The organism is Rathayibacter sp. AY1D5, assembly GCF_002932515.1.
GTDB lineage: Bacteria > Actinomycetota > Actinomycetes > Actinomycetales > Microbacteriaceae > Rathayibacter.
This window is the reverse complement of the sequence record NZ_PSVU01000050.1, coordinates 1-21,213: the sequence shown is the minus strand read 5'-3', so window position 1 is coordinate 21,213 and position 21,213 is coordinate 1. Positions and strand designations below refer to the sequence as shown.

Below are 21,213 nucleotides of genomic sequence, written 5' to 3'. Positions count from 1 at the left end.
GGGCGCAGGGATCCACCACCCTACCAGCGGGGAGCGCCGCGCCCCGGGCCGGGCCCGGACGCGGAACGGCCCCCCGGGGACGGATCCTCGAGGGGCTGAGCGCGGCGGCGGAGCACAGCCCCCCGGGGACGGATCCTCGAGGGGCTGTGCGCGGCGGCGGAGCACAGCCCCCCGGGGACGGATCCTCGAGGGGCTGTGCGCGGTGGCGGAGGGTCAGCCGGCGGCCATCTGGCCGAGCGTCGCCTTCGCCTGGTAGCTCTGGCCGTTGCGGACGTAGGTCAGCTCGACCGCGGCGTTCGCGGCCTGCGCGCGGACCTGCGCGGTGAGGTCGGACGCGCTCGTGATCGGAGTGCTGTCGATCGCGGTGATGATGTCGCCCTTGGCGAGACCGGCCGCCTGCGCGGCACCGCCTCCGGAGACCTCCTCGATGCGGGCGCCGAGGACGTCCGCGGTCGAGTCGGAGACGCTCGCGCCGAGCAGGCCGTGCGAGGCGGAGCCGTTCGCGATGATCTCCTTCGCGATGCGCTCGGCGATCGCGCTCGGGATCGCGAATCCGACTCCGATGTTGCCGGACTGGCCGCTCGAGGAGGACTGGCCAGCGCTCGCGATCGCGACGTTCACGCCGATCAGCTCGCCGTCGCTGTCGAGCAGCGCGCCGCCGGAGTTGCCCGGGTTGATCGCCGCGTCGGTCTGGATGACGGGCAGCGAGATGGTGCTCTTCGCCTGGGTCGGCGCCTGCTGGCCCGGGATGTCGAAGTTGAACGGGCTCTCGGTGCCGCCGCTCGAGCTGTCGCCCGAGTCGTCCGGAGCCGCCGAGGAGGCGACCTGGATGCTGCGGTTGAGCGCGCTGACGATGCCGTCGGTCACGGTGCCGGAGAGGCCGAGCGGGGCGCCGATGGCGACCGCCGTGTCGCCGACGTTGATCTTGGTGGAGTCCGCGAACGTCATCGGGCTGAGGTCGGTCGCGCCGGTCAGCTTGATGACGGCGAGGTCGAGGGTCGGGTCGGTGCCGACGACGGTCGCGTCGAAGATCCGGCCGTCGCTGGTCGTGACCGAGACGGCGCCGTTCGCGATCTCGCCGTCGAGGGTGACCACGTGGGTGTTGGTCAGGACGTAGCCGTCCTTCGAGAGCACGATGCCGGAGCCGGTGCCGGCGGACGAGCTGCCGCTCACCGCGATGGTGACGACGCTCGGAGTGGCCTTGGCGGCGACCGCGGTGGCGGTCGTCGCGTCCTCGGCGTTGTTGACCGTGATCGTCTGCGAGCCGCCGGCGGAGACCACGCGGGTCCCGCCGCCGTTGGAGGCGGACCAGAGGCCGAACACGCCGGCTCCCGCGACTCCGCCCACGACCGCGCCGATGGCGAGCGCCGCGACGACGCCCACTCCGGCTCGGCGCTTCGTGGCGGTGGGGGCGGGGGTGTACTCGGCGCCCGGGCCGAAGGGGCTCGAGGAGGGCGGCTCCTCGGAGCCGTGCAGGGTGTTCGCGGCGGGCGGCGCGTACTGCCCGTAGCGGGCGGGCTGGGAGACGGGCTGCGCCTCGTTGCCGGCCGTCGCGTTCGGCGTGTACGGCGGCTGGGGGGCCGAGGAGGAGGGGTAGGGGACGGTCGGGTTCTCGCTCTCGCGGTGCGCTCCGCCCCGGTGGATCGGCTCGGTGGGCCCGGTGGTCGAGGACGACGCTCCGGAGCTCTCGCCGGGGGTGCGCTCGGTCGCCTCTCGGGCGCCGGACTCCGTCGGCGTGGTGGGTTCCTCCGGCTGACGAGGACCCTCGTGACTCTCGGTCATGGGTGCTGCTCCTTCCAAGCGGGGATAGCTTGGCGATCGTACCTGGGGGTTTCTTATGACGGGCCTGCGAGCGGGAAATGAAACCGGCCGGACTGCTCGAGCGGGCACACTGGGCACGTGAGCATTCCCGGATCCTGGTCGCGCGCCGCGGCGGGCGCCGGCCTCCTCGGCCCCTGTGGCGAGGTCGCCGCCACCGTCTTCAGCGAGATGAGCGCGCTCGCCCTGCGCACCGGAGCGGTGAACCTCGGCCAGGGCTTCCCGGACGAGGACGGCCCGCGCGAGATCCTCGACGCCGCGCGCGACGCCATCGCGTCCGGGCTCAACCAGTACCCGCCGGGTCCCGGCTTCCCCGTCCTGCGCGAGGCGATCGCCGCGCACCGGCTGCGCTTCTCCGGGATCTCCCTCGACCCCGACGGCGAGGTCCTCGTCACCACGGGCGCCACCGAGGCCCTGGCCGCGGCTCTGCTGGCCCTCCTCGAGCCGGGCGACGAGGTCGTCACCTTCACGCCCCACTACGACGCCTACGGAGCCCTGATCGCCCTCGCCGGAGGGGTGCATCGCACCGTGCTCCTGCGCGGCCCCTCCTTCGCGGTCGACCACGACGAGCTGACCGCCGCAGTGAGCGACCGCACGCGCGTCATCCTGGTGAACGACCCGCACAACCCGACCGGTGCCGTCCTCCCGGCCGAGACCCGCGAGCTGATCGTGCGGCTCGCCGAGCGGCACGACGCCGTGATCCTGACGGACGAGGTCTACGAGCACCTGCGCTTCGACACCCCGCACGTCCCGCTGGCCTCCCTTCCCGGAGCCTTCGAGCGGACGCTCTCCGTCTCCTCGGCGGGCAAGACCTTCAGCACCACGGGCTGGAAGATCGGCTGGGTCACGGGCCCGCGCGAGCTGATCACGGCCGTCCTCGCCGTGAAGCAGTTCCTCACCTACGTCAGCGGCTCGCCGTTCCAGGGGGCCGTCGCCCTCGGGCTCGGGCTCCCGGACGCCTTCTTCACCGGCGCGGCGCAGACTCTTGCGGCCAAGAAGGACCTGCTGTCGGCGGGCCTGGCTGCTGCGGGCTTCGGCGTCGCGCCCTCCTCGGGCGGCTACTTCGTCGTCGCGGACGCGGCACCGCTCGGCTACGACGACGGGGTCGAGCTCTGCCGGGCGCTCCCGGATCTCGCGGGAGTGGTGGCGGTGCCCGTGTCGGCGTTCTGCCGCCCCGAGGACGCCGCTCCCTACCGCTCGCTCGTCCGCTTCGCCTTCTGCAAGCGGTTCGAGGTGCTGGAGACCGCGGTCGCGGGCCTCGCCCGCATGGCGCGCTGAGGAGCCGGCCTCAGCGGATTCGGTCGGATGCCCGGCGCCGTCGGGCCGGGGGCGGCGGTCAGAGCGGCAGCACCCGGAAGCGCCGCAGCGCCAGAGCGGGGTTCTTCGCGCGCGCCGCGTCGATCCGCTCGCGCGAGACCCAGGCGACGGCGACGTCCTCGACCTCGCCGAGGGTGACGGTCTCGACGCCCATCGGATCGACGATCATGCTCGTGCCGACCCCGATCGGCGGGGTCTGGTCGGCTGCGACGAGGTACACCGTGTTCTCGAGCGCGCGGGCGGTGACCAGCGTCCGCCAGTGCGCCTCCTTGAGCGGGCCGCGCACCCACTCGGCCGGTGCCGCGATGACGTCGACCCCGGCGTCGACCAGCCAGCGGCTGACCTCCGGGAAGCGCAGGTCGTAGCAGGTCTGCAGCCCGACGACGAGGCCGCCGACCTCGAACGTCTCGGGTGCGGCGATCTCCCCCGCGGCGACCCACTCCGACTCGGTCTGGCCGAAGGCGTCGTACAGGTGCAGCTTGCGGTAGCGGGCCACGAGCGCGCCCTCGGGGTCGAGCGCGACGAGCGTGTTCGCGATGCGGCGCCCGTCCACCGCCTCGACCATGCCCGCCACGAGGTGGATCCGGAGCTCGCGCGCGAAGGCCGCGAGAGCCGTGACGAACGGGCCGTCGAGCGCCTCGCCCGCCGCGACCAGCTCGGGCCCGAGCGGATCGGTGAAGGCGGAGCTGTACTCCGGCAGCACCACCATGCTCGCGCCGCGCTCGGCGGCGATCCGGGCCAGGCGCCCGATCGTCGCGAGGTTCGCCTCCCGGTCCGTCGAGGGGGCGAACTGCGCCACGGCCATGCCGACGGCGCCGGTCATCAGCTCGGCGGGTAGAGGAAGAGGGCGACCTGGGAGGCCGGGATGGTGCGCTTGTGGTAGGCGTGGTCGTTGCCCCAGTTGTACTCCTCGAGCGAGACCGTGCCGTCGGAGTTGACGGCCTGCACGTAGGCGACGTGGTTGCCGGTGAACCAGGCGACCGCGCCGGGGACGGGCGTGCTGCTGGTCACCCAGCCGTGGGAGGCCCACTGGCCGGCCCACGCGTAGGCGCTGCCTCCGCCCGGGGTCATGTTGCCCCAGGTCCACTTGAAGGGTGCGCTCGTCGAGCCCTGGTCGCGGTTGATCCGCCAGGCGACGAAGTCGACGCACTCGCGGTAGTAGTACCGCAGCGGCGAGAGGCCGCCGCCCTGGTCGTCGGTGAGCTGGTCGCGCCAGGGGTAGTCGTCGCCCTCCTCGCGGGGCATGACCGAGGTGCTGGTGCCGCCGCTGCCCGCGGCGGCGCCGTCCGCGCCGGTCGTGCCTACCGCGGCCTGCGCCTCCTGGGCGAGGCGGGCGGTCTCGGCGTCGCGGGCGGCCTGCTCGGCGGCGGCGAGCGCGCGCGCCTGGGCGGCCGCCTCGTCGAGCTGGGCCTGGGTCGGTGCGGTGAAGGAGTCGCGGATGACCTGCTCCTGGACCGCGGTCGCCGCGACGGTGAGCTTCTGGTTGCCGAGCGCCTGCACGCGGGCGGCGGCCTCGACGGCGGCCTGCGAATCGGGTGCCGGGTCGAAGGAGTAGGCGGGGAGCGCGGAGACCGCCACGAGGCCCGCGATGGCGGCGAGGGCGACCGTGCTGACGGTCGCGCGGAAGACACGGCCGCGGCGGCGCCGCACGGGGCGGACGGGCGCGAGGACCGGAGTGGCGACGCGTGCCGCGGGCAGCGCGTGCGGCGCCTGCCGCGGGCTCCGCCGGGTCGGGCGGCCGCCGAGCCCCTCGTTCGAGCCGTCGTCTCCGCGTTCGTCCCTCACAGCAGCACCCCTCGCATCGGGGTCGAGCCTAACGTGCGGGCCGGTCCGGCACACGCGTCGGCGCGGAGCGTCGGGTGGCCGGTCCGCGGATGCGGGTCGCGCGAGACCGGCTCGCGGTCGGCGGCGCCGCGGGCGGATCCGACGGTGACGCGGACGGGCGACCGGAGTAGCGTCCGGAGCGGAGCGGGCGCGACGGTGCGGCCGCGGGACGGAGGACGGCGATGATCCGGAGCGAGAGGGCCTTCAGCGGCTTCAGCGTGGACGACGTGGAGGCGGCGCGGGCCTTCTACGGCGGAGTGCTCGGGCTCGAGGTCGAGCTGAACGCGATGGGGATCCTCGACATCCGGCTGCCGGGCGGAGGCCGCGCGATCGCGTACCCGAAGCCGGACCACGAGCCGGCGTCGTTCACGATCCTGAACTTCTCGGTGGAGGACGTCGACGCGGCGGTCGCCGAGCTGCACGCGGCAGGCGTCACCACGGCGATCTACGACGACCCGTCGCTGCCGACCGATGCGGACGGAGTGATGCGCGGCCACGGGCCGACGATCTGCTGGTTCCGCGATCCGGCGGGCAACGTGCTGAGCGTGATCGAGGGCGACTGAGGTCTCGGCCCGCGCACTGTCAGCCGCGGGAAGCACGTCCGCGACCCGTGTTAACGACGAAAGCCGGCCCTTCTCAGGACCGGCTTTCGCTTTCTTGTTGCGGGGGCAGGATTTGAACCTACGACCTCTGGGTTATGAGCCCAGCGAGCTACCGAACTGCTCCACCCCGCGGCACAAGAAGAGACATTACACGCGTTCCGGCGCCGGTGCAAATCGACGCGGCGGTGGGAGCGGACTCCGGTCTCAGGCGGGCTTGGCGGCGCGCAGCACGACGCTCTCGTCCACGCTCAGCCCGACCGCCGTCAGGGCGGCTGCGAGCTCGGACGAGGTGCGCGACCAGGTGCGGACGTCGGCGCCGACGGGAGCGGACGACGACGGGGCGACGAGCACCGCTCCGCCGGGGGCGACGAACCACTCCACCAGCCGCGCCCACTCCTCCAGGTCGGGGAGCCACGAGACGACGCCGGCGCTGCAGAGCACGACGTCGAACGAGTCGGGCTCCGGCAGCATGTGCCGCAGCTCGTAGAGGTTCGCGCAGACGAAGCGGGCGGAGCCGGCGAGGTCCCTGTCCGCGGCGGCGGCGCGTGCTCGGCGCACCGCGGGCATCGAGAAGTCGACGCCCACCACGCGGGCGCCGCGCTCGGCGAGCTCGAGCGCGTCGAGCCCGTCGCCCGAGCCGAGCTGGAGGATCCTCGGCCCGGGGTCGAGGAGCGCCGCGGTGACGAGCTCCGGGTGGAGCACACCCTCGCCGGTGCGCTCCTCCCAGTACGTGCGGTTCAGCTCGAGCCACTCCCCCGAGCGGAGGTGCTCGCCGCGGTCGACCTGCACCATGCGGGCTACTGGCCGCCCTCGGCCTGCAGCGCCCGCGAGAGCGCCTCGGTCAGCTGCTCGTCCGCCGCCGCGAAGGCGGTGAGGTCGCCCGCCTTGAGGGCGTTCTCGCGAGCCGTGAGTGCGTCCCGCGCGTCGTTCAGCGCCTGCTGCAGCGCCGTCTGGTCGCCCGTGGCCGGCGTGGAGCCGGTGCCGCCGGTCGTGCCGCCCGCGTCGCCTCCGGTGTCGCCGCCCGAGGTGCCGGTGCCGGCGTCCGGAGTCGTCGGCGTGCCGGTGTCGCCCGCGTCGGCTCCCGAGTCGCCGCCGAAGAGGCTGTCGAGGGCCGCGTCGAGGGTGTCCTCGAAGGCGATGTCGTCACCGAACGCGACCAGCACCTTCTGCAGGAGCGGGAAGCTCGTGTCTCCGTTGGAGCGCACGTAGATCGGCTGGACGTAGAGCAGGCCGCCGCCGACCGGCAGCGTGAGCAGGTTGCCCCTCGTGACGGTGGTGTCGCCGCGGGAGAGGATGTTCAGCTCGTTCGCGACCGTCGGGTCGGTGGTGAACGCGTTCTGCACCTGGCCGGGGCCGGGCACCGTGTCGTCCTTCGGCAGCTCGAGCAGGCGGAGCGTGCCGTAGCCGTCGGCCACGGAGCCCGCCGTCGAGCCGGCGTCGGAGTCGGCCACGAGGTAGCCGGTCAGCACGTTGCGGCTGGCCTGCGCGCCCTGGACGCTCGCCGGGATGTACGTCGAGTAGAGCGAGTACGACGGCACGTCCTGATCCGGCGTCTGCAGCGTCAGGTAGTACGGAGGCTGCAGGCTGGTGCCGGTCGCGGCGGCCGTGGTCGCGGCTCCGCTCGTCGGGTCGTTCGGCGTCGCCCAGGCGTCCTCGCGGGAGTAGAAGGAGCCCGCGTCGGTGACGTGGTAAGTGCCGAGGACCGCGCGCTGGACCTTGAAGAGGTCCTCCGGGTACCGGACGTGGCTGAGCAGCTCGCCCGACATGTCGCTCACGGGCTTCACCGTGGTCGGGAAGATCTTCTGCCAGGTCTGCAGGATCGGGTCCTCGGTGTCCCACGCGTAGAGCGTGACGCTGCCGTCGTACGCGTCGACGGTCGCCTTCACCGAGTTGCGGATGTAGTTGACGTCGTCGGTCGGGAACTGCTGCTGCGTGTTCGTGTCGGCGATCGCCTGCGAGAGGCTCTGCACCTCCGAGTACGGGTAGTCGGCCGAGGTGGTGTACCCGTCGACGACCCACTTCACGCGGCCGTCGACGACGGTCGGGTAGGCGTCGGAGTCGAGCTTGAGGTACGGCGCGACCTTCTGGACGCGCTGCACGGGATCGCGGTCGTAGAGGATCTGCGAGTCGTCGTTCACGCCGTCCGAGAGGAAGATCTGCTCGGACTGGAACTTGATCGCGTAGACGAGCTTCTTGAAGACGTTGTCGAGAGCGGGGCCGCCCTCGCCGTCGAAGGTCGTGTAGGTCTGCTGCGCGCCGTCGGTGCCCGAGGGGTAGTCGAGCTCGATGTCGCGCGAGTCGTTGCCGCCCACGATCGAGTACGGCGGGGAGTTCTCGCCGAAGTAGATCCGCGGCTCGTAGTCGCCGAGGTCGCCCGTCGTCGGGACGCCGGACTCGATGAACACCGGCTCGCCGTCGGCCGAGCGCTGGTTGCCGTACGCGGCGACCAGGCCGTAGCCGTGGGTGTAGACCAGCGTCTGGTTGTACCAGGTCTGGTTGGTGCCGAGGCCGTTGAGGTTCAGCTCGCGGACGCCGACCACGGCGTCCTGCGTCGATCCGTCGATGGAGTAGCGGTCGACGTCGAGCGCGTTCTGCGTGTCGCCGAACTTGTAGTACTGGCGGAACTGCTGCAGCTGCGAGAACGCGTCGGTGACGACGGCGGGGTCGAGGATGCGGATGTTCGCGGTGGTCTCGGCGTCCGAGCGCAGGGCGCCCGGCTCCGCGTCCGTGGTCGCGTCGTAGGGGATGACGTCGACGTCGCTGACGCCGTAGGCCTGGCGCGTCATGTCGATGTTGTTCTGGATGAAGGGCTGCTCGAGCGTGCGCTCGTTGGGCTCGACCTGGAACTTCTGCACGATCCAGGGGTAGAGGGAGCCGACGAGCAGGCTCGACACGATCAGCAGCGCGGTGCCGATGACCGGGAAGCGCCAGCGGCCGATGAAGGCGGTGACGACGAAGAGGATCGCGACCAGCGCCGCGATGCCGGCCAGGATCTGCAGGCCCGGGATCGTCGCGTTGACGGTGGAGTAGGTGGCGCCGGTGATGCGGGGCCCCTGCTGCGCGAGCGTCGCGTACTGGTCGAGCCAGAGGCTGACCGCCTGCACGGCGAGGTAGAGGGCGGCGATGACCGCCAGCTGGATGCGCGAGGCCTTCGAGATGCGGATCTCGCGGCCGTTCACCCGGATCGCTCCGTAGAGGTAGCCGGTGGCGAGGGTCGCGAACGCCGAGATCAGCAGGACCGCCGACGCGAAGCCGACGATGCTCTGGTAGAAGGGCAGCTCGAAGAGGTAGAACGACGTGTCGAGGCCGAACTGCGGATCCGTGGTGCCCGAGGGCGTGCGGTTCCAGAAGGTGAGGCTCGTCTGCCAGCGGGTGGCGGAGGAGACGCCGGCGAAGAGGCCGAGCACCGCGGGGATCCCGAAGGTGGCCAGGCGCCGCAGCGGCTCCACGACCTGCTGGTAGCGGTCGATCTGCGAGTTGAGCTTCGCGTAGACCGGCCGGAGGCGGTACGCCAGCATCAGGCTGATGAACACCGGCACCGCCATGGCGACGAAGCCGATGACGAAGAGACCGCCCGCCGCCGCCCACTGCGTCGTGAGCACGGAGAGGAAGCCGAGCTGGTCGTACCAGAGGATGTCGGTGTACAGACCGGCGAAGACGAAGAACGCCACCACCAGGACGGCCACCACTACGACAGTGACGGCGAGGACGCTCCGTCTCTTCCGCGGCGGGGTTTCGGTTGCTGTGGAACTCACGTGAGGGCCTCTTGCTGTCGAGATGTGAGGGGAGGCCACCCATGCTATGCGACGGCTGTCCGGCTCACCTGGGCGTCGACCCGGGGTCGGCGGGTGGGATCAGTCGAGGGGAGAGGCGGTGCTGCAGTCCGGCAGCCCGGAGGTGTCGCCCGCGGCGATGCCCTTCAGGGCGGCGAGGGCGTCGTCGAGGGTCGAGACCGCGAGCACGTCGAGCCCGTCGGGGACGTGGCCGACGACCTCGTTGCAGTTGGTCGCGGGGGCGAGGAAGTACTCGGCTCCGGCGCCCTCCGCCCCGTAGAGCTTCTGGCGGATCCCGCCGATGGCGCCGACCTCGCCGGCCGCGTCGATCGTGCCGGTCCCGGCGACGCTCCGCCCGCCGTTGAGCTCGCCCTCGGTGAGCTTGTCGATGATCCCGAGGGCGAACATCATGCCCGCGCTCGGCCCGCCCACGTCGTCCAGCTGGATGTCGACCTCGAACGGGAAGTCGAAGGCCGCTCCGGGGAGGACGCCGATGACGGCGGCGCCGTTCGAGTCGCGCGGCGTGACCTCCACCTCCTGCCGGACGCCCTCGCGCTCGATGCTGACCTGCACCGGGGAGCCGGTGCCGAGGGTCTGCAGGGTCGCGCGCAGGGCGGTCGCGTCGGCGACAGGGGTGCCCGCGACCGCGAGGATCTCGTCCCCCGCCTCCAGGACGCCCTCGGCCGGGGAGCCCTCGGGCACCTGCACGACCGAGACGCGCTGCTCGACGGGGTAGCCGAGCTCGGTGAGCGCGGCGGCGATCGCCTCCTGCTGGGAGTCGGTCATCTCGGCCTGGTTCGCCTCGTCGCGCTCCTCGACCGTGGAGGAGGGAGGGAAGATCGCGTCGACCGGGACGACCGCCTTGGTCCTGTCGAACCAGGCGCTCGCGACCTCGACCCAGGTGGGCAGGCTCTGCGGGTTGCCGACGACCGACACGGTGAGCATGTCGAGCGTGCCGGCCGTGGGATAGGTGGTGCGGTCCGGGATCGAGATGAGGGGCACATCCTTGCTGCTGCCCAGGGTGTCGAACACGGGGCCGGGCTGCTCGATCACGTAGGGGGCGGGCGCGACGCCCAGACCGACCACGACGGCGACACCCGAGAGGAGGACGACCGGTCCGACCCACGGGCGGCGCGGGGAGGAGGAGGGGCGCGGGTCGTCGGAGAACAGCGACACGGGGGCCTTTCTGGCAACGGGTGGAGCGGCTCCGCCGGGATGTTCGCGGCGGGCGGAAGCGGGCTGGGCCCGAGCGGTGCTCTGCACGCCGAGGCCCCGGGCGCTCGGGCTAACGTAGCTTGCACGACTGGGAGTCGCGCCGGAACCGGCGCCCTGTGCAGGGCCGCGGAGGCGGTGCGGCGACCGGATTCAGGTGAGCGACGGAGGGCTGATCCCGATGGCCGATGGCGACAGTGCGGACCGAGCGGGCGGCGGCTCCGAGGACGAGTTCCGGGAGATGCTGCGGCAGTTCCTCTCGGGGAACGGCCCGGTCGACCCCTCGCAGCTCGCCGGAGCGGCAGGCCTGCCGAACGACCCGGTGGCCCTGCAGAACCTGCTCTCGCAGCTGCAGAGCGCGATGCAGCAGAACGGCGACGGCGGCGTCAACTGGACGCTCTCGCTCGAGCAGGCGAAGCAGCTCGCGCGCGCCGAGTCCGCGCCGGTGTCCGACTCCGTGCGGGCTCCGATCGACGCGGCCTTCGGCGTCGCCGCGCTCTGGCTCGACGAGGTCGCGTACGTCTCCGAGCTGAGCCGCACGCCGCGCTCGATCAGCCGCCTCGAGTGGATCTCCCTGACGATGCCGGTCTGGACCCAGCTCGCCGAGCCGGTGGCGCTGAGCATCTCGGACGCGCTGACCCGCGTGCTCCGCGAGCAGGCCCCGGAGGAGATGCAGGCGATGATCGCCGGTGCCGAGGGCATGATGCGCGGGATCGGCGGCACCCTGTTCGCCCTGCAGCTGGGCCAGGTCGTCGGGCAGCTCGCCGCCGAGGTCGTCTCGGGCGGCGACATCGGCATCCCGCTGCTGGAGGAGAACGACGCGGCGATCCTGCCGCAGAACGTCGCCGCGTTCGGCGAGGGCCTCGACATCCCGCTGGACCAGGTGCAGCTGTACCTGGCGGTCCGCGAGCTCGCGCACGCCCGCCTCTTCCGGCACGGCAAGTGGCTCCGTCTCGCCCTCATCTCGCAGATCACCGACTTCGCGCGCGGGATCAGCATCGACACCACCCGCCTCGAGGAGCTGGCCGAGGGCTTCGACCCGTCGAACCCCGAGGAGCTCCGCGACGCGATGACCTCCGGCGCGCTCATCCCGCCGAAGACGGAGGAGCAGCTCGCCGCGCACGGCCGCCTCGAGACCGTCCTCGCCCTCATCGAGGGATGGGTCGACGTCGTCACCGCGGCGGCGACCACCCGCCTGCCCAGCGCCGGGGCGATCGCCGAGACGGTCCGCCGCCGCCGCGCCTCCGGCGGCCCGGCCGAATCCGCCTTCGCGACCCTCGTCGGCCTGGAGCTGCGCCCGCGCCGCCTCCGCGAGGCCGCCGCGATGTGGCAGGCCGTGACCGACGCCGTCGGGCCCGAGGCCCGCGACTCCCTCTGGTCGCACCCCGACCTGCTCCCCGGCTCGGAGGACCTGGACGACCCGAGCGCGCTCGTCGCCCGGCTCACGGCCGAGGCCCGCGGCGAGACCCCGGAGCCCGACGAGATGGACCGCGCGCTGGAGGACCTGCTGAACGGCACGATGCCGCGCGAGGGCGACGGCGCCTCCGGAGACGCTCCGGACACGACCGACGACGCCGGCTCGCCGGACGACGACGACCGCGGCTCCTCCCCCACGGGCGACCGCCCCGTCTGACCCCCCGTCCGGCGCCCACCTGTGGACAACTCGCGCGGCGCCGGGCCGGTCTCGGCCATGATCGCCGGATGGTGCTCCGGCTCGATCCCCGACTCCCCCTGCTCTGGCGCTCCGCGACCGCGGTGCAGCTCGGCCTCGACCGGCCGCACGCGGTCCTGGACGGCGTCGGCTACCCGGAGGAGCTGCTGCTCGACGCCCTCCGCGTGGGCACCAGCGCCGGCACCGTCCGCCTGATCGCGGCGCGCGCCGGAGCGAGCGAGGCGCGGGTCGACGAGGTGCTCGAGGCGCTCCGGCCGGTCCTGCTGCGCAGCGTCGAGCCAGGCCCTCCCCCGTCACCGCGGGTCGTCGTCGAGGGGACGGGCGCGGCACCGGACGCACTGCGCACGCTGCTCCGGAGCGAGGGCTGCTCACTGCTCGCCGACGACGGGACGCCGGACCTCGCCGTGCTGATCGCCGACTTCGCGGTCGCCCCCGCCCGCGCCGCGCACTGGCTCGCGGCCGATGTGCCGCACCTGGCGGTGGTGTTCGGCGACGAATCGGTGCGCCTCGGACCCCTGGTGGAGCCGGGGTCCGGACCGTGCCTGCACTGCGCCGAGCGGGACCGGATGGACCTCGACCCGGATCGCGCGCGCCTCGTGATCCAGGTGCTCGGCCGCTCAGCCCCCACCCGCACGCCGCTCGCGAGCGCGGCGATCGCCGTGGCGGCCGCCGACGCCGTGCTGCGGCGGCTCCTCGCGGGCTGGCGAGGGCTCCGCGCGGCCGAGCGGGTCTACAGCGACGCATCCGGAGCGTTCACCGTGCGGGAGCGGGAGCCGCACCCCGAGTGCGCGTGCCGAGCTCTTCGAGGAAGCGCGACGGCTCCCTCCGCGTGACGCGGCCGACCGTCGAGCGCGCCCACGAGAGGCGCAGGCGCCGGCGGGCCCGGGTGATGCCGACGTAGAGGAGGCGCCGCTCCTCGTCGATCGCCTCGAGGCCGGCGGCGTACGAGATCGGCAGCAGGCCCTCGGCGAGCCCCATCAGGTGCACCGACTCCCACTCGAGGCCCTTCGCCGAGTGCAGCGTGGCGAGGGTGACCGCGCCGCGGTCCGGCTCGTGGTGCACCTGCTGGCGTGCGATCAGGTCGTCGGTGAACTGGCGGAAGGTCCATCCGGCAGGGGCCTCGTCGACGAGGCGGGCCAGCGTGTCCAGCGACTCCCACCGGTCGCGCACCGCACCTGGCGCCGACGGGGGCTCGGCGCTCCAGCCGAGCGAGCGGAGGACGTCGCTCACCGACTTGAACAGCGGCTCGCCGCTGATCGACACGGACGCCGCGCGCAGCTGCATCACGGCCTGCTTCACCTCGGGGAGGTCGAAGAAGCGCTTGCCGCCGCGCATGTGCGCGCTCACTCCCCGCTCGTGCAGGGCGTGCTCGATGACCGCCGACTGGCTGTTCGTGCGGAAGAGGACCGCGATGTCGGAGGGGCGCACCCCTGCCTCGATGTCGGCCGCGACCCGCGCCGCGATCCCGCGCGCCTCCGCGATGTCGTCCGGGTAGGCGTCGATCGCGGGCTCCGGCGCCTCGGCGGCGGCGACGGCGTGGAGCGAGAGGGCGCCGGGCCTGCCCCGCATGAGGCGGTTCGCGGTCTGCACGATCGGCACGGCCGAGCGGTAGTTCTCCTCCAGGCGCACCACGGTGGCGGCCGGCCAGCGGGACGGGAAGTCGAGGAGGTAGTCGGCCCGCGCACCCGCGAAGGAGTAGATGGTCTGGCTGGCGTCGCCGACGACGCAGAGGTCGCTCCGGTCGCCGAGCCAGAGCTCCAGGAGCCGCTGCTGCAGCGGCGAGACGTCCTGGTACTCGTCGACGACGAAGAAGCGGTACTGCTCGCGCACCTGCATCGCCATCGCGGGCTCGGACTCGAGCATCCCGGCGGTCACGAGCAGGACGTCCTCGAAGTCGATCTGGCGGCGCTGGTCCTTCAGCCCCTCGTACTCGTCCACGAGCGCGACCGTCTGCTCCAGGGTGAGCCGTCCGGGCAGGGGGCGCGTGCGGGCGGCGACGGCGTACTGCTCGAGCGAGAGGGCGGACACCTTCCGCCACTCGATCTCGGCCGAGAGGTCGCGGAGCGTCGCCGTGTCGAGCTTCAGGCGGAGCCGCTCGGCCGCGTGCCCGAGCAGGCGGGCCTTGCCGTCGAGCAGCTGGGGCATCGTGCCCCCCACCAGCTGCGGCCAGAAGTAGCCGAGCTGCGAGAGGGCGGCGGCGTGGAAGGTGCGGGCCTGGACGCCGCCGGCGCCGAGCACCCGCAGGCGCGAGCGCAGCTCGGCCGCGGCGCGGCTGGTGAAGGTCAGGGCCATGACGCGGCCGGGCGTGTAGACGCCGGTCGCCACTCCGTGCGCGATGCGGTGCGTGATCGTCCGGGTCTTGCCCGTACCCGCTCCCGCGAGGACGCAGACCGGCCCCAGCAGCGCCTCCGCAGCCTCGCGCTGCCCCTCGTCGAGTCCGTCGAGCAGGGTCACGCGATCGGGCCGTTCTCCAGCTCGCCTCCGTACCAGTCCTCGATCATCGCGCGGGCGATGGACGAGCGGCCGGGCAGCAGCACGGACTCGAGCGAGTCGTGCAGCTGCTGCCGGGTGAACCAGCGCAGCTCGACGATCTCCTCGCCGTCCGGGAGCAGATCCTCCGGGGACTGGTCCCCGGCGAGGCGGGCGGTGAAGCCGACCATGAGGGAGGCGGGGAAGGGCCAGGGCTGCGAGCCGAGGTACTGCGGGTCGACGACGCGCATGCCCGACTCCTCGCCGATCTCGCGGATCACGGCGGCCTCGAGCGACTCGCCCGGCTCGACGAAGCCGGCGAGCAGGGAGAAGCGGCAGGTGCCCCACATCGCGTTCGAGCCGAGGAGGAGGCGGTCGTCCGCGTCGAGGACGCAGACGATGATCGCCGGATCCGTGCGCGGGAAGACCTGGCTGCCGTCGGTGGGCGAGCGGCGGACCCAGCCGCCCTGCTCGACGACGGTCGGGTCGCCGTTGCGGGGCGAGTAGCCGTGCGAGGCGTGCCAGTTCGCGATGGCGAGAGCCTCGGTGAACAGGCCCGCGTCGCGGTCGCTCAGGCGCTCGGCGATCGGGCGCAGGCCGCTCCACCGCTCCTCGTCGGGCTCGAGTTCGGCGGCGGCCGCGTCGGTGAGGACGGTCGCGATGACGGGGGTTCCGACCGGCTCGCCGGGGGCCTCGGCGAGCGTGCGGCCGAGGTAGATCCGGAGGGTGCCGGCGGTCACGTCCTCGGGGCGGCGCAGGAGGAGGCGGTCGGCCTCGACCAGGGTCCGGTCGTGGTGCAGGACGAGCACGCGGGTGGCGGGATCGGCGAGCAGCTCGTCGAAGAGCGCGGGCCGCGAGCGTCCGACGCCGTCGCGGTCGGCCGCCTGTCGCGAGAGCGGGAGGCGATCGGCGAAGGGCAGTGACATCCGGGGCTCATTTCGTGACGGGGGCCGCGAGGACCGCTGTCGCGGGCCTTCGACGGCATCGGCGGGACAGCGCGTGGCGGCGGGCCGGCCGGGCACGAGCCGCCTACCCTGGAAACCATGGCCAGATCCCATCTCACTCTAGCCGCGCTGGCCACCTCGGCCGTCGAGGGCCTCGACGTCCGCTCCGCGCGCCCCTTCACCTCCTCGACGCACGGCGACTTCGACTCCGCCCTGCTGACGACGCGCGAGGGCGCCCGCCTCGTCGTGCGCGTGTCCACGTCCGCGCTCGCGGAGCAGGAGCAGCTCGGCGACCTCGTCGCGCTCCGGGCGCTGACCGCCGGCATCCGCAGCCGCCTGCCCTTCGATCTGCAGGAGAGCGTGGGTCAGACGCCGTTCGACGGCACCCGCGCGGTCGTCTACGAGTACCTCGAGGGAGATCGCGTCCTCATCGACGACGTGGCCGCGCAGAGCGGGCTCGCGGACTCGATCGGCCGGGCCGTCGGGGCGATCCACTCGCTCCCGGTGTCCTTCGTCCAGGAGGCGGGCCTGCCGATCGCGACCGCGCGCGACAGCATGAACGAGACGGTCGCGGTGATCGAGCGCGCGGCCGACACCGGCCACGTCCCGGCGGCGCTCGTCGCGCGCTGGGAGTCGGCCTCCTCCGACGAGGCGCTCTGGCAGTTCGACCCGACCGTGGTGAACGGCTCGATGACCGCCGACTCCTTCCTCCGCTCGGGCGACGTCGTCGCGGCCGTGCTCGGCTGGGCGGCGCTGCGGGTCGGCGACCCGGCGCGCGACCTGCACTGGCTGCTGAGCGCCCCGGGCTCGGAGACGGCGCTCTCCGCCTACTCCCGGATGCGCGCGGGAGCAGTGGACCGCACGATCCGCCAGCGCGCCCAGCTCTACGCCGAGCTCGAACTCGCCCGCTGGCTGCTGCACGGCACCGAGACCGACGACTCCGCCATCGTGGACGACGCGGTCGCCATGCTGGACACGCTGGTCGACAGCGTGCTCGGCGACCTCTCCGCGCCCCTCTCGACCGACACCGGCCCGGTGCTGGAGGTCTCGGAGGTCGAGGAGCTGCTCAACCGCACGCCGGGAGCCCGCACGGGCTCCTCCGCTCACGGCCGCGGGCTCGCTCCCGTCGCCGAGGAGAGCGACTCCGCGAGCTCGCGCTCGGAGTAGAACCGCTCGGGCCGCAGCACGAGGTCGTCGGCGACGAAGTAGAACACGGCGTCGACGCTCTCGAGCGGCACCCCCCGCCAGCGCGAGTAGGCGAGCCGGTACAGCGCGAGCTGGAACTGCTTGAGCTCGAGGTCGGCGGCGTCCTTCGGCGCCCGCCCGGTCTTCCAGTCGACGATCTGCACGCCGTCCTCCGTCGGGTACACCGCGTCGAGCTTGCAGACGACGACGTGGCCGGCGAGCTGGAGGTGGATCTCGATCTCGACCGCCTCCGGGCGCCGGTCGGCCCACTCCGAGCGCTCGAAGGTGGCGATCAGGGCGTCGAGCCGCTCCTGCTCGACGCTCGCGGGGCCGGCGTCGTCGAGCTCGTCGGGGAAGGTGTCGACCGCCTCCGCCCCGCCCTGGACGCCGAAGCGGTTCTCGACCCAGGAGTGGAAAGTCGTGCCGAGCCGGGTCTGCCGGTAGGGGCGCTCCGGCATCGGCCGGCGCAGCTGCGCCGCGACCTCGTCCGGCGTGCTGACGATGTCCTTGAATCGGGAGGCGGGGATGCGGGTGGGCAGCGGCGTGCGCTCGCCCCCGGCCAGCCGCACCGCCCGCTCGGCGAGCAGCAGGCGGATGTCGTCGCCGCGCGCCCCGAGCAGAGCGGGCTCGGCGCTGCGGACCCGGGCGGCGGCGGCGCGGACCCGGTCGCCGCGGGAGCCGAGCGGATCGTGGGGCCAGCGGAACGTGCGCGGGGCCCGCTCGAGCGGGTTCTCCTCGTTCGCGGGCTCGGTCGGCAGCGGCGGGATCGTGCCGGCCTCCTCGAGGTCGCGGAGGAAGACGCCCGGTCCGCGCGGCTTGGCCTGGCCGGCCCACCACGAGCCGCTGAGCAGGAGGTGGTGACGCGCCCGCGTGACGGCCACGTAGGCGAGACGCCGCTCCTCCGCCTCGTTGCGCTCGCGGAGGGTGTCGCCGAACGCTCCGATCGCGTCGACGACCTCCTTCTGCGTGCTGCAGCCGCGCCAGGCGAGATCGGGGAGCTCGGCGGCGTCGCCGCGGAACGCGTAGGGCATCGCGCCCAGTCTGACCCACCCGCGGAAGCCCTCGACCGGCGTGCCGGGGAGCTCGCCGTCGACCATCCGCGGGACGGCGACGAGGTCCCACTCCAGACCCTTGGAGCCGTGGATCGTCAGCAGCTGCACCGTCCCCGGTTCCGGGTCCTCCGGTCGCGGGGCCAGGCCGTCGCGCTTGTCCGCGAGGACGAGCCAGCGGAGGAATCCGCGGAGAGAGGAGCCGGTGCCGGCGCCGCGGTCGTCCGTCTGCAGGTACCCGGCCACCGCCTCCCGGAAGGCCTCGAGGTTGGCGCGGCCGTCCCCGCGCGACTCGTTCGCCTCGACCTCGATGTCCAGGCCCAGCTCCTGCTCGACCAGGGTGACGAAGTCGAGGAGGTCGAGCCCGGCCCGGGCGCGCAGCCGGGCGAACAGGGCGCCCGCCTCGTGCAGGCGCCGCAGGCCCTCGGCGCTGAATCCGCCGAGCGCGGAGTGGTCGATCCGCCCGTCGTCGCCGGGGCGGCGCGCCGCGATGAAGTCGAGGGCCTCGACGATCGAGCCGCCCTCGCCCTCGGTGACGGACGCGCGCATCCGCTCGCGCACCTCCTCCGGGAGCAGCCGGTGGGCGTGGTCGCGCGCCGCGAGCCACGAGGCGAGGTCGCGCAGCGCCTTGAGGTCGCGGACGCCCAGACGCCAGCGGGCGCCGGCCAGGAGGCGGACGAGCTCGCTGCCGGCGGCCGGGTCCTCGACCACGGTGAGCGCGGCGACGAGGTCGGCGATCTCGGGCTGCCGCAACAGGCCCCCGATGCCGAGGATGTGGTACCGGACGCCGTGCTTCGCCAGCGCGGCGGCGAAGCGGTCCATGTGCGCGCGCACCCGGAAGAGCACCGCGGCCGACGGCGGCTCGGCGCTCTGGCGCAGGCGCCCGGCGAACCAGGCGGCGACGTCGTCCGCCTCCTCCTCGATCGTCTCGGGGAAGGTGAGCTCGACCGGGTGCTCGGAGGCCTGAGGACCCGCGCTCAGCGTGTCGACCGCGACCGCGCTCCTCGCCGACAGCGGCTCCACGATCGCGTTCGCGGCGGTCAGCACGCGGCGGCCGTTGCGCCAGCTCGTGCTGAGGGAGAAGCGGCCCGCTCCCCCGAAATCGGTGCCGAAGCGGCCGAGCCCCTCGGCGCTCGCACCGCGCCAACCGTAGATCGACTGGTGCGGGTCGCCCACGGCCATCACTCCCTGCCCGGCGAAGAGCCGCGAGAGGAGGCGGGTCTGCAGCACGGAGGTGTCCTGGTACTCGTCGAGGAGCACCACCCGGTACCTCGCGCGGTGCTCGTCCACGATCCGCGGCACCCTGTCGACGATCCGCAGCGCGAGGGCCACCTGGTCCGAGAACTCGACGAAGCCGCGCTCGGCCTTCGCCTCCTGGAACCGCTCGGCGAGCGCCGTCAGCACCGGCAGCGCGCCCACGGCCTGCAGCGCCTTCTCGAGCTCGCGGTAGAGCCCCGAGCCGCTGCCTCCGCGCGGCAGCTCGCCCAGGCGGAGGAAGTCCTCGGCGAACGCGGCGACCGCGGCCGGATCGGCGAGGTTGTCGGCGAGGTCGTGCGCGAGCGAGACGACGAGGTCGGTCAGCCGGTCGATGCCCGCCTCCACCTCGAGGATGCGCGGATCGGCCGTGTCGGCCACGACTCCCCGCGCGAGATGCCAGGCGGAGGCCTCGGAGAGCACGGTCGCATCCCCCTCGCGGCCGATCAGGGCTGCGTTGTCTCGGAAGATCGTGTTCGCAAAGGCGTTGTAGGTCGAGACGGTGGCGGCCTCGAACGGGTCGGGCGCCGACTGCCCGGGCGCGAGCGGGAGCAGGCCCGCCGCGCCGAGCTGGTCGATCCTCCGCCCGATGCGCTCGCCGAGCTCGGCCGCCGCCTTGCGGGTGAAGGTGAGGCCGAGCACCTCCGACGGCGCCGCGTGGCCGTTCGCGAGGAGCCAGAGGACGCGGTTCGCCATCGTCTCGGTCTTGCCGCTGCCGGCACCGGCGACCACCAGGGCAGGCTCGAGCGGCGCCTCGATGACGGCGCGCTGCTCGGCGGTGGGCGGGCGCAGGTCGAGGCGCTCGGCGATGGTCAGGGCGTCGATCACGGCAGCTCCTCCTCGAGGACGGCGGAGGGGTCGGGGTCGGCGGGGCCGGAAGGATCGGCCGGCGCATCGGGACCCGGCTCCTCGGAGTCCTCCAGGTCCTCTGTCTCGTCGGCCTCGTCGATCGCCAGGAGTCCGTCCCCCGGGACCTCGGGCACCGCGTGGATGCGGTACCGCAGGGCGTCGCCGGGGGAGAACGGGGTCGCGTCGAGCAGGCCCGAGAAGCCCGCCGCCGCCATGCCCAGGGCCGCGGCGCGGACGCGATCGCGCAGCCGCTCCAGCTCCTCCTCGCCGAAGCGCTCCTGGACCACCTCGCGGTACGGCTTCCCGCGCACGCCCGTCGCCACGAAGAGCAGCTTCGCGCCTCCCCCGTCGGCCGGGTCGGCCGCCTCGATCGCCCCTTCGGCGACGGCGAGCTGATAGCTGCCCAGCTGCGCGTGCTCGGCGATGTCGTCCTTGCGGGGGGTGCTGCGGCCCGTCTTGAGATCGACGATCGTGACGGAGCCGTCGGCCGCGCGCTCGACGCGGTCGATCGAGCCCCGCACCCGGGCGGGCGGGACGTCGAGCTCGAACTGCTGCTCGCGGCCGAGCACCACGCCTCCCCCGCGCTCGAAGTCGGCGAGGTAGCCCGCGAGGCCGTCGATCAGCCGCCGTGTGACGCGCTTCTGCCGCTCCCCCAGCCAGGGCGACTCGAAGACCAGCTCGGGCCACCGCGACTCGAGAGCCGCCCACAGCTCCTGCGGATCGGGCCGCTCGGCGTTCTCGAGGACCCAGTGCACGAGGGTGCCGACCCCCATCGCCGTGCTCGTCGTGGAGCCGGAGACGGCGTCGACGAACCAGTCCAGAGGGGACCGCTCGAAGGCCTCGAGGCGGCTCGGCGAGACGGAGACGGGACGCTCGGGGTCGCCGACGTCGAAGAGCGGCTCCGTGGTCGAGGGCTCGAGCACCCCGGACCAGGAGGAGGGGTCGGCGCCGGGGACCTCCGCGAGCGCCAGGGCGCTGAGCCCTCGGATGGCGGCGGGAGCCTCGGTCGAGTCCGGTGTGGTGGCGGTCCGGCGCAGCGCCGCCACCGCCCCGCGCAGCGTGAGCGGCACCGCGGAGGCCGGATCGAGCCGCGGCGCGTCCGGCGGGGTGAGCCGGAAGAAGAGGGAGGGCGTCTCGTCCTCGCCCGCGACGGCGCTGAGCACCAGCTGCCGCCGGGCGCGGGAGGCGGCCAGGGCGAACATCCGGAGCTCGTCGTCGAGAGTGGCCTTGCGGGCGTCGAGCGGC

15 protein-coding genes and 1 tRNA gene are annotated in these 21,213 nt (G+C 73.6%); 5 read left to right on the top strand and 11 right to left on the bottom strand.

Annotated elements, in window-relative coordinates; genetic code table 11:
- Positions 1–213: 213 nt before the first annotated feature.
- Positions 214–1,782: a S1C family serine protease gene (locus C5C82_RS13860; protein WP_104272714.1), complete on the bottom strand. Its 1,569-nt coding sequence runs from the start codon at positions 1,780–1,782 to the stop codon at positions 214–216.
- A 117-nt stretch (positions 1,783–1,899) separates the two neighbouring features.
- On the opposite strand from C5C82_RS13860, the gene C5C82_RS13855 reads away from it, so the two are divergent.
- Positions 1,900–3,096 (top strand): aminotransferase class I/II-fold pyridoxal phosphate-dependent enzyme, encoded by a 1,197-nt coding sequence (locus C5C82_RS13855; protein ID WP_104355234.1) that lies wholly within the window; start codon positions 1,900–1,902, stop codon positions 3,094–3,096.
- A 58-nt stretch (positions 3,097–3,154) separates the two neighbouring features.
- On the opposite strand, the gene C5C82_RS13850 is transcribed toward C5C82_RS13855, so the two are convergent.
- Together C5C82_RS13850 and C5C82_RS13845 are read right to left on the bottom strand one after the other, a co-directional pair.
- A complete protein-coding gene (locus tag C5C82_RS13850) occupies positions 3,155–3,958 on the bottom strand; it encodes a carbon-nitrogen hydrolase family protein (protein ID WP_104355233.1) in 804 nt (267 codons plus the stop codon).
- On the bottom strand, positions 3,958–4,920 hold the full coding sequence (locus C5C82_RS13845) for a CHAP domain-containing protein (protein WP_104355232.1): 963 nt from the start codon (positions 4,918–4,920) through the stop codon (positions 3,958–3,960). The genes C5C82_RS13850 and C5C82_RS13845 overlap by 1 nt, the downstream gene beginning before the upstream one ends.
- A 221-nt stretch (positions 4,921–5,141) precedes the next feature.
- On the opposite strand from C5C82_RS13845, the gene C5C82_RS13840 reads away from it, so the two are divergent.
- Positions 5,142–5,522 carry a VOC family protein gene (locus C5C82_RS13840; protein WP_104226951.1) on the top strand — a complete coding sequence of 127 codons (381 nt, stop codon included), beginning with the start codon at positions 5,142–5,144 and terminating at the stop codon, positions 5,520–5,522.
- A gap of 97 nt (positions 5,523–5,619) precedes the next feature.
- Here the strand turns inward: C5C82_RS13840 and C5C82_RS13835 are convergent.
- The 4 genes from C5C82_RS13835 to C5C82_RS13820 form a co-directional block, all read right to left on the bottom strand.
- A tRNA-Met gene (locus tag C5C82_RS13835) sits at positions 5,620–5,693 on the bottom strand.
- Positions 5,694–5,765: 72 nt separating this feature from the next.
- On the bottom strand, positions 5,766–6,353 hold the full coding sequence (locus tag C5C82_RS13830) for a bifunctional 2-polyprenyl-6-hydroxyphenol methylase/3-demethylubiquinol 3-O-methyltransferase UbiG (protein WP_104292001.1): 588 nt from the start codon (positions 6,351–6,353) through the stop codon (positions 5,766–5,768).
- A 5-nt stretch (positions 6,354–6,358) separates the two neighbouring features.
- Positions 6,359–9,316, bottom strand: coding sequence for a UPF0182 family protein (locus tag C5C82_RS13825; RefSeq protein WP_181027225.1), 2,958 nt, complete (start codon positions 9,314–9,316; stop codon positions 6,359–6,361).
- A gap of 99 nt (positions 9,317–9,415) precedes the next feature.
- Positions 9,416–10,510 carry a PDZ domain-containing protein gene (locus tag C5C82_RS13820; protein WP_104272708.1) on the bottom strand — a complete coding sequence of 365 codons (1,095 nt, stop codon included), beginning with the start codon at positions 10,508–10,510 and terminating at the stop codon, positions 9,416–9,418.
- Positions 10,511–10,727: 217 nt separating this feature from the next.
- Between C5C82_RS13820 and C5C82_RS13815 the strand changes: the two genes are divergently transcribed.
- The gene (locus tag C5C82_RS13815) at positions 10,728–12,179 is read left to right on the top strand and encodes a zinc-dependent metalloprotease (RefSeq protein WP_104238192.1); all 1,452 of its coding nucleotides are present in this window, start codon (positions 10,728–10,730) and stop codon (positions 12,177–12,179) included.
- A gap of 68 nt (positions 12,180–12,247) precedes the next feature.
- Positions 12,248–13,051, top strand: a complete 804-nt coding sequence (locus tag C5C82_RS13810) for a hypothetical protein (protein ID WP_104355231.1) — start codon at positions 12,248–12,250, stop codon at positions 13,049–13,051.
- Here C5C82_RS13810 and C5C82_RS13805 read toward each other — a convergent pair.
- Entirely contained in the window at positions 12,972–14,672 is a 1,701-nt protein-coding gene (locus C5C82_RS13805; RefSeq protein WP_104224836.1) for an ATP-dependent helicase, read from the bottom strand. The two genes, C5C82_RS13810 and C5C82_RS13805, sit on opposite strands and share 80 nt — an antisense overlap.
- Entirely contained in the window at positions 14,669–15,613 is a 945-nt protein-coding gene (gene nudC, locus C5C82_RS13800; protein ID WP_104355230.1) for an NAD(+) diphosphatase, read from the bottom strand. Before nudC ends, C5C82_RS13805 begins: the two co-directional genes overlap by 4 nt.
- A 117-nt stretch (positions 15,614–15,730) precedes the next feature.
- On the opposite strand from nudC, the gene C5C82_RS13795 reads away from it, so the two are divergent.
- Entirely contained in the window at positions 15,731–16,798 is a 1,068-nt protein-coding gene (locus tag C5C82_RS13795; protein ID WP_104355229.1) for a phosphotransferase, read from the top strand.
- Here the strand turns inward: C5C82_RS13795 and C5C82_RS13790 are convergent.
- Both C5C82_RS13790 and C5C82_RS13785 read right to left on the bottom strand, forming a co-directional pair.
- Positions 16,735–19,947, bottom strand: coding sequence for an ATP-dependent DNA helicase (locus tag C5C82_RS13790; RefSeq protein WP_104355228.1), 3,213 nt, complete (start codon positions 19,945–19,947; stop codon positions 16,735–16,737). The genes C5C82_RS13795 and C5C82_RS13790 overlap by 64 nt on opposite strands.
- A partial coding sequence (locus tag C5C82_RS13785; RefSeq protein WP_146085996.1) for a PD-(D/E)XK nuclease family protein occupies positions 19,944–21,213 on the bottom strand: 1,270 nt, incomplete at its 5' end. The genes C5C82_RS13785 and C5C82_RS13790, both read right to left, overlap by 4 nt.

Excerpts from the sequence above, each read along its gene's own strand:
- C5C82_RS13860 (WP_104272714.1), bottom strand. The coding sequence starts at position 1,782 with ATGACCGAGAGTCACGAGGGTCCTCGTCAGCCGGAGGAACCCACCACG.
- C5C82_RS13850 (WP_104355233.1), bottom strand. The coding sequence starts at position 3,958 with ATGACCGGCGCCGTCGGCATGGCCGTGGCGCAGTTCGCCCCCTCGACG.
- C5C82_RS13840 (WP_104226951.1), top strand. The coding sequence starts at position 5,142 with ATGATCCGGAGCGAGAGGGCCTTCAGCGGCTTCAGCGTGGACGACGTG.
- C5C82_RS13830 (WP_104292001.1), bottom strand. The coding sequence starts at position 6,353 with ATGGTGCAGGTCGACCGCGGCGAGCACCTCCGCTCGGGGGAGTGGCTC.
- C5C82_RS13815 (WP_104238192.1), top strand. The coding sequence starts at position 10,728 with ATGGCCGATGGCGACAGTGCGGACCGAGCGGGCGGCGGCTCCGAGGAC.
- C5C82_RS13810 (WP_104355231.1), top strand. The coding sequence starts at position 12,248 with ATGGTGCTCCGGCTCGATCCCCGACTCCCCCTGCTCTGGCGCTCCGCG.
- nudC (WP_104355230.1), bottom strand. The coding sequence starts at position 15,613 with ATGTCACTGCCCTTCGCCGATCGCCTCCCGCTCTCGCGACAGGCGGCC.
- C5C82_RS13795 (WP_104355229.1), top strand. The coding sequence starts at position 15,731 with ATGGCCAGATCCCATCTCACTCTAGCCGCGCTGGCCACCTCGGCCGTC.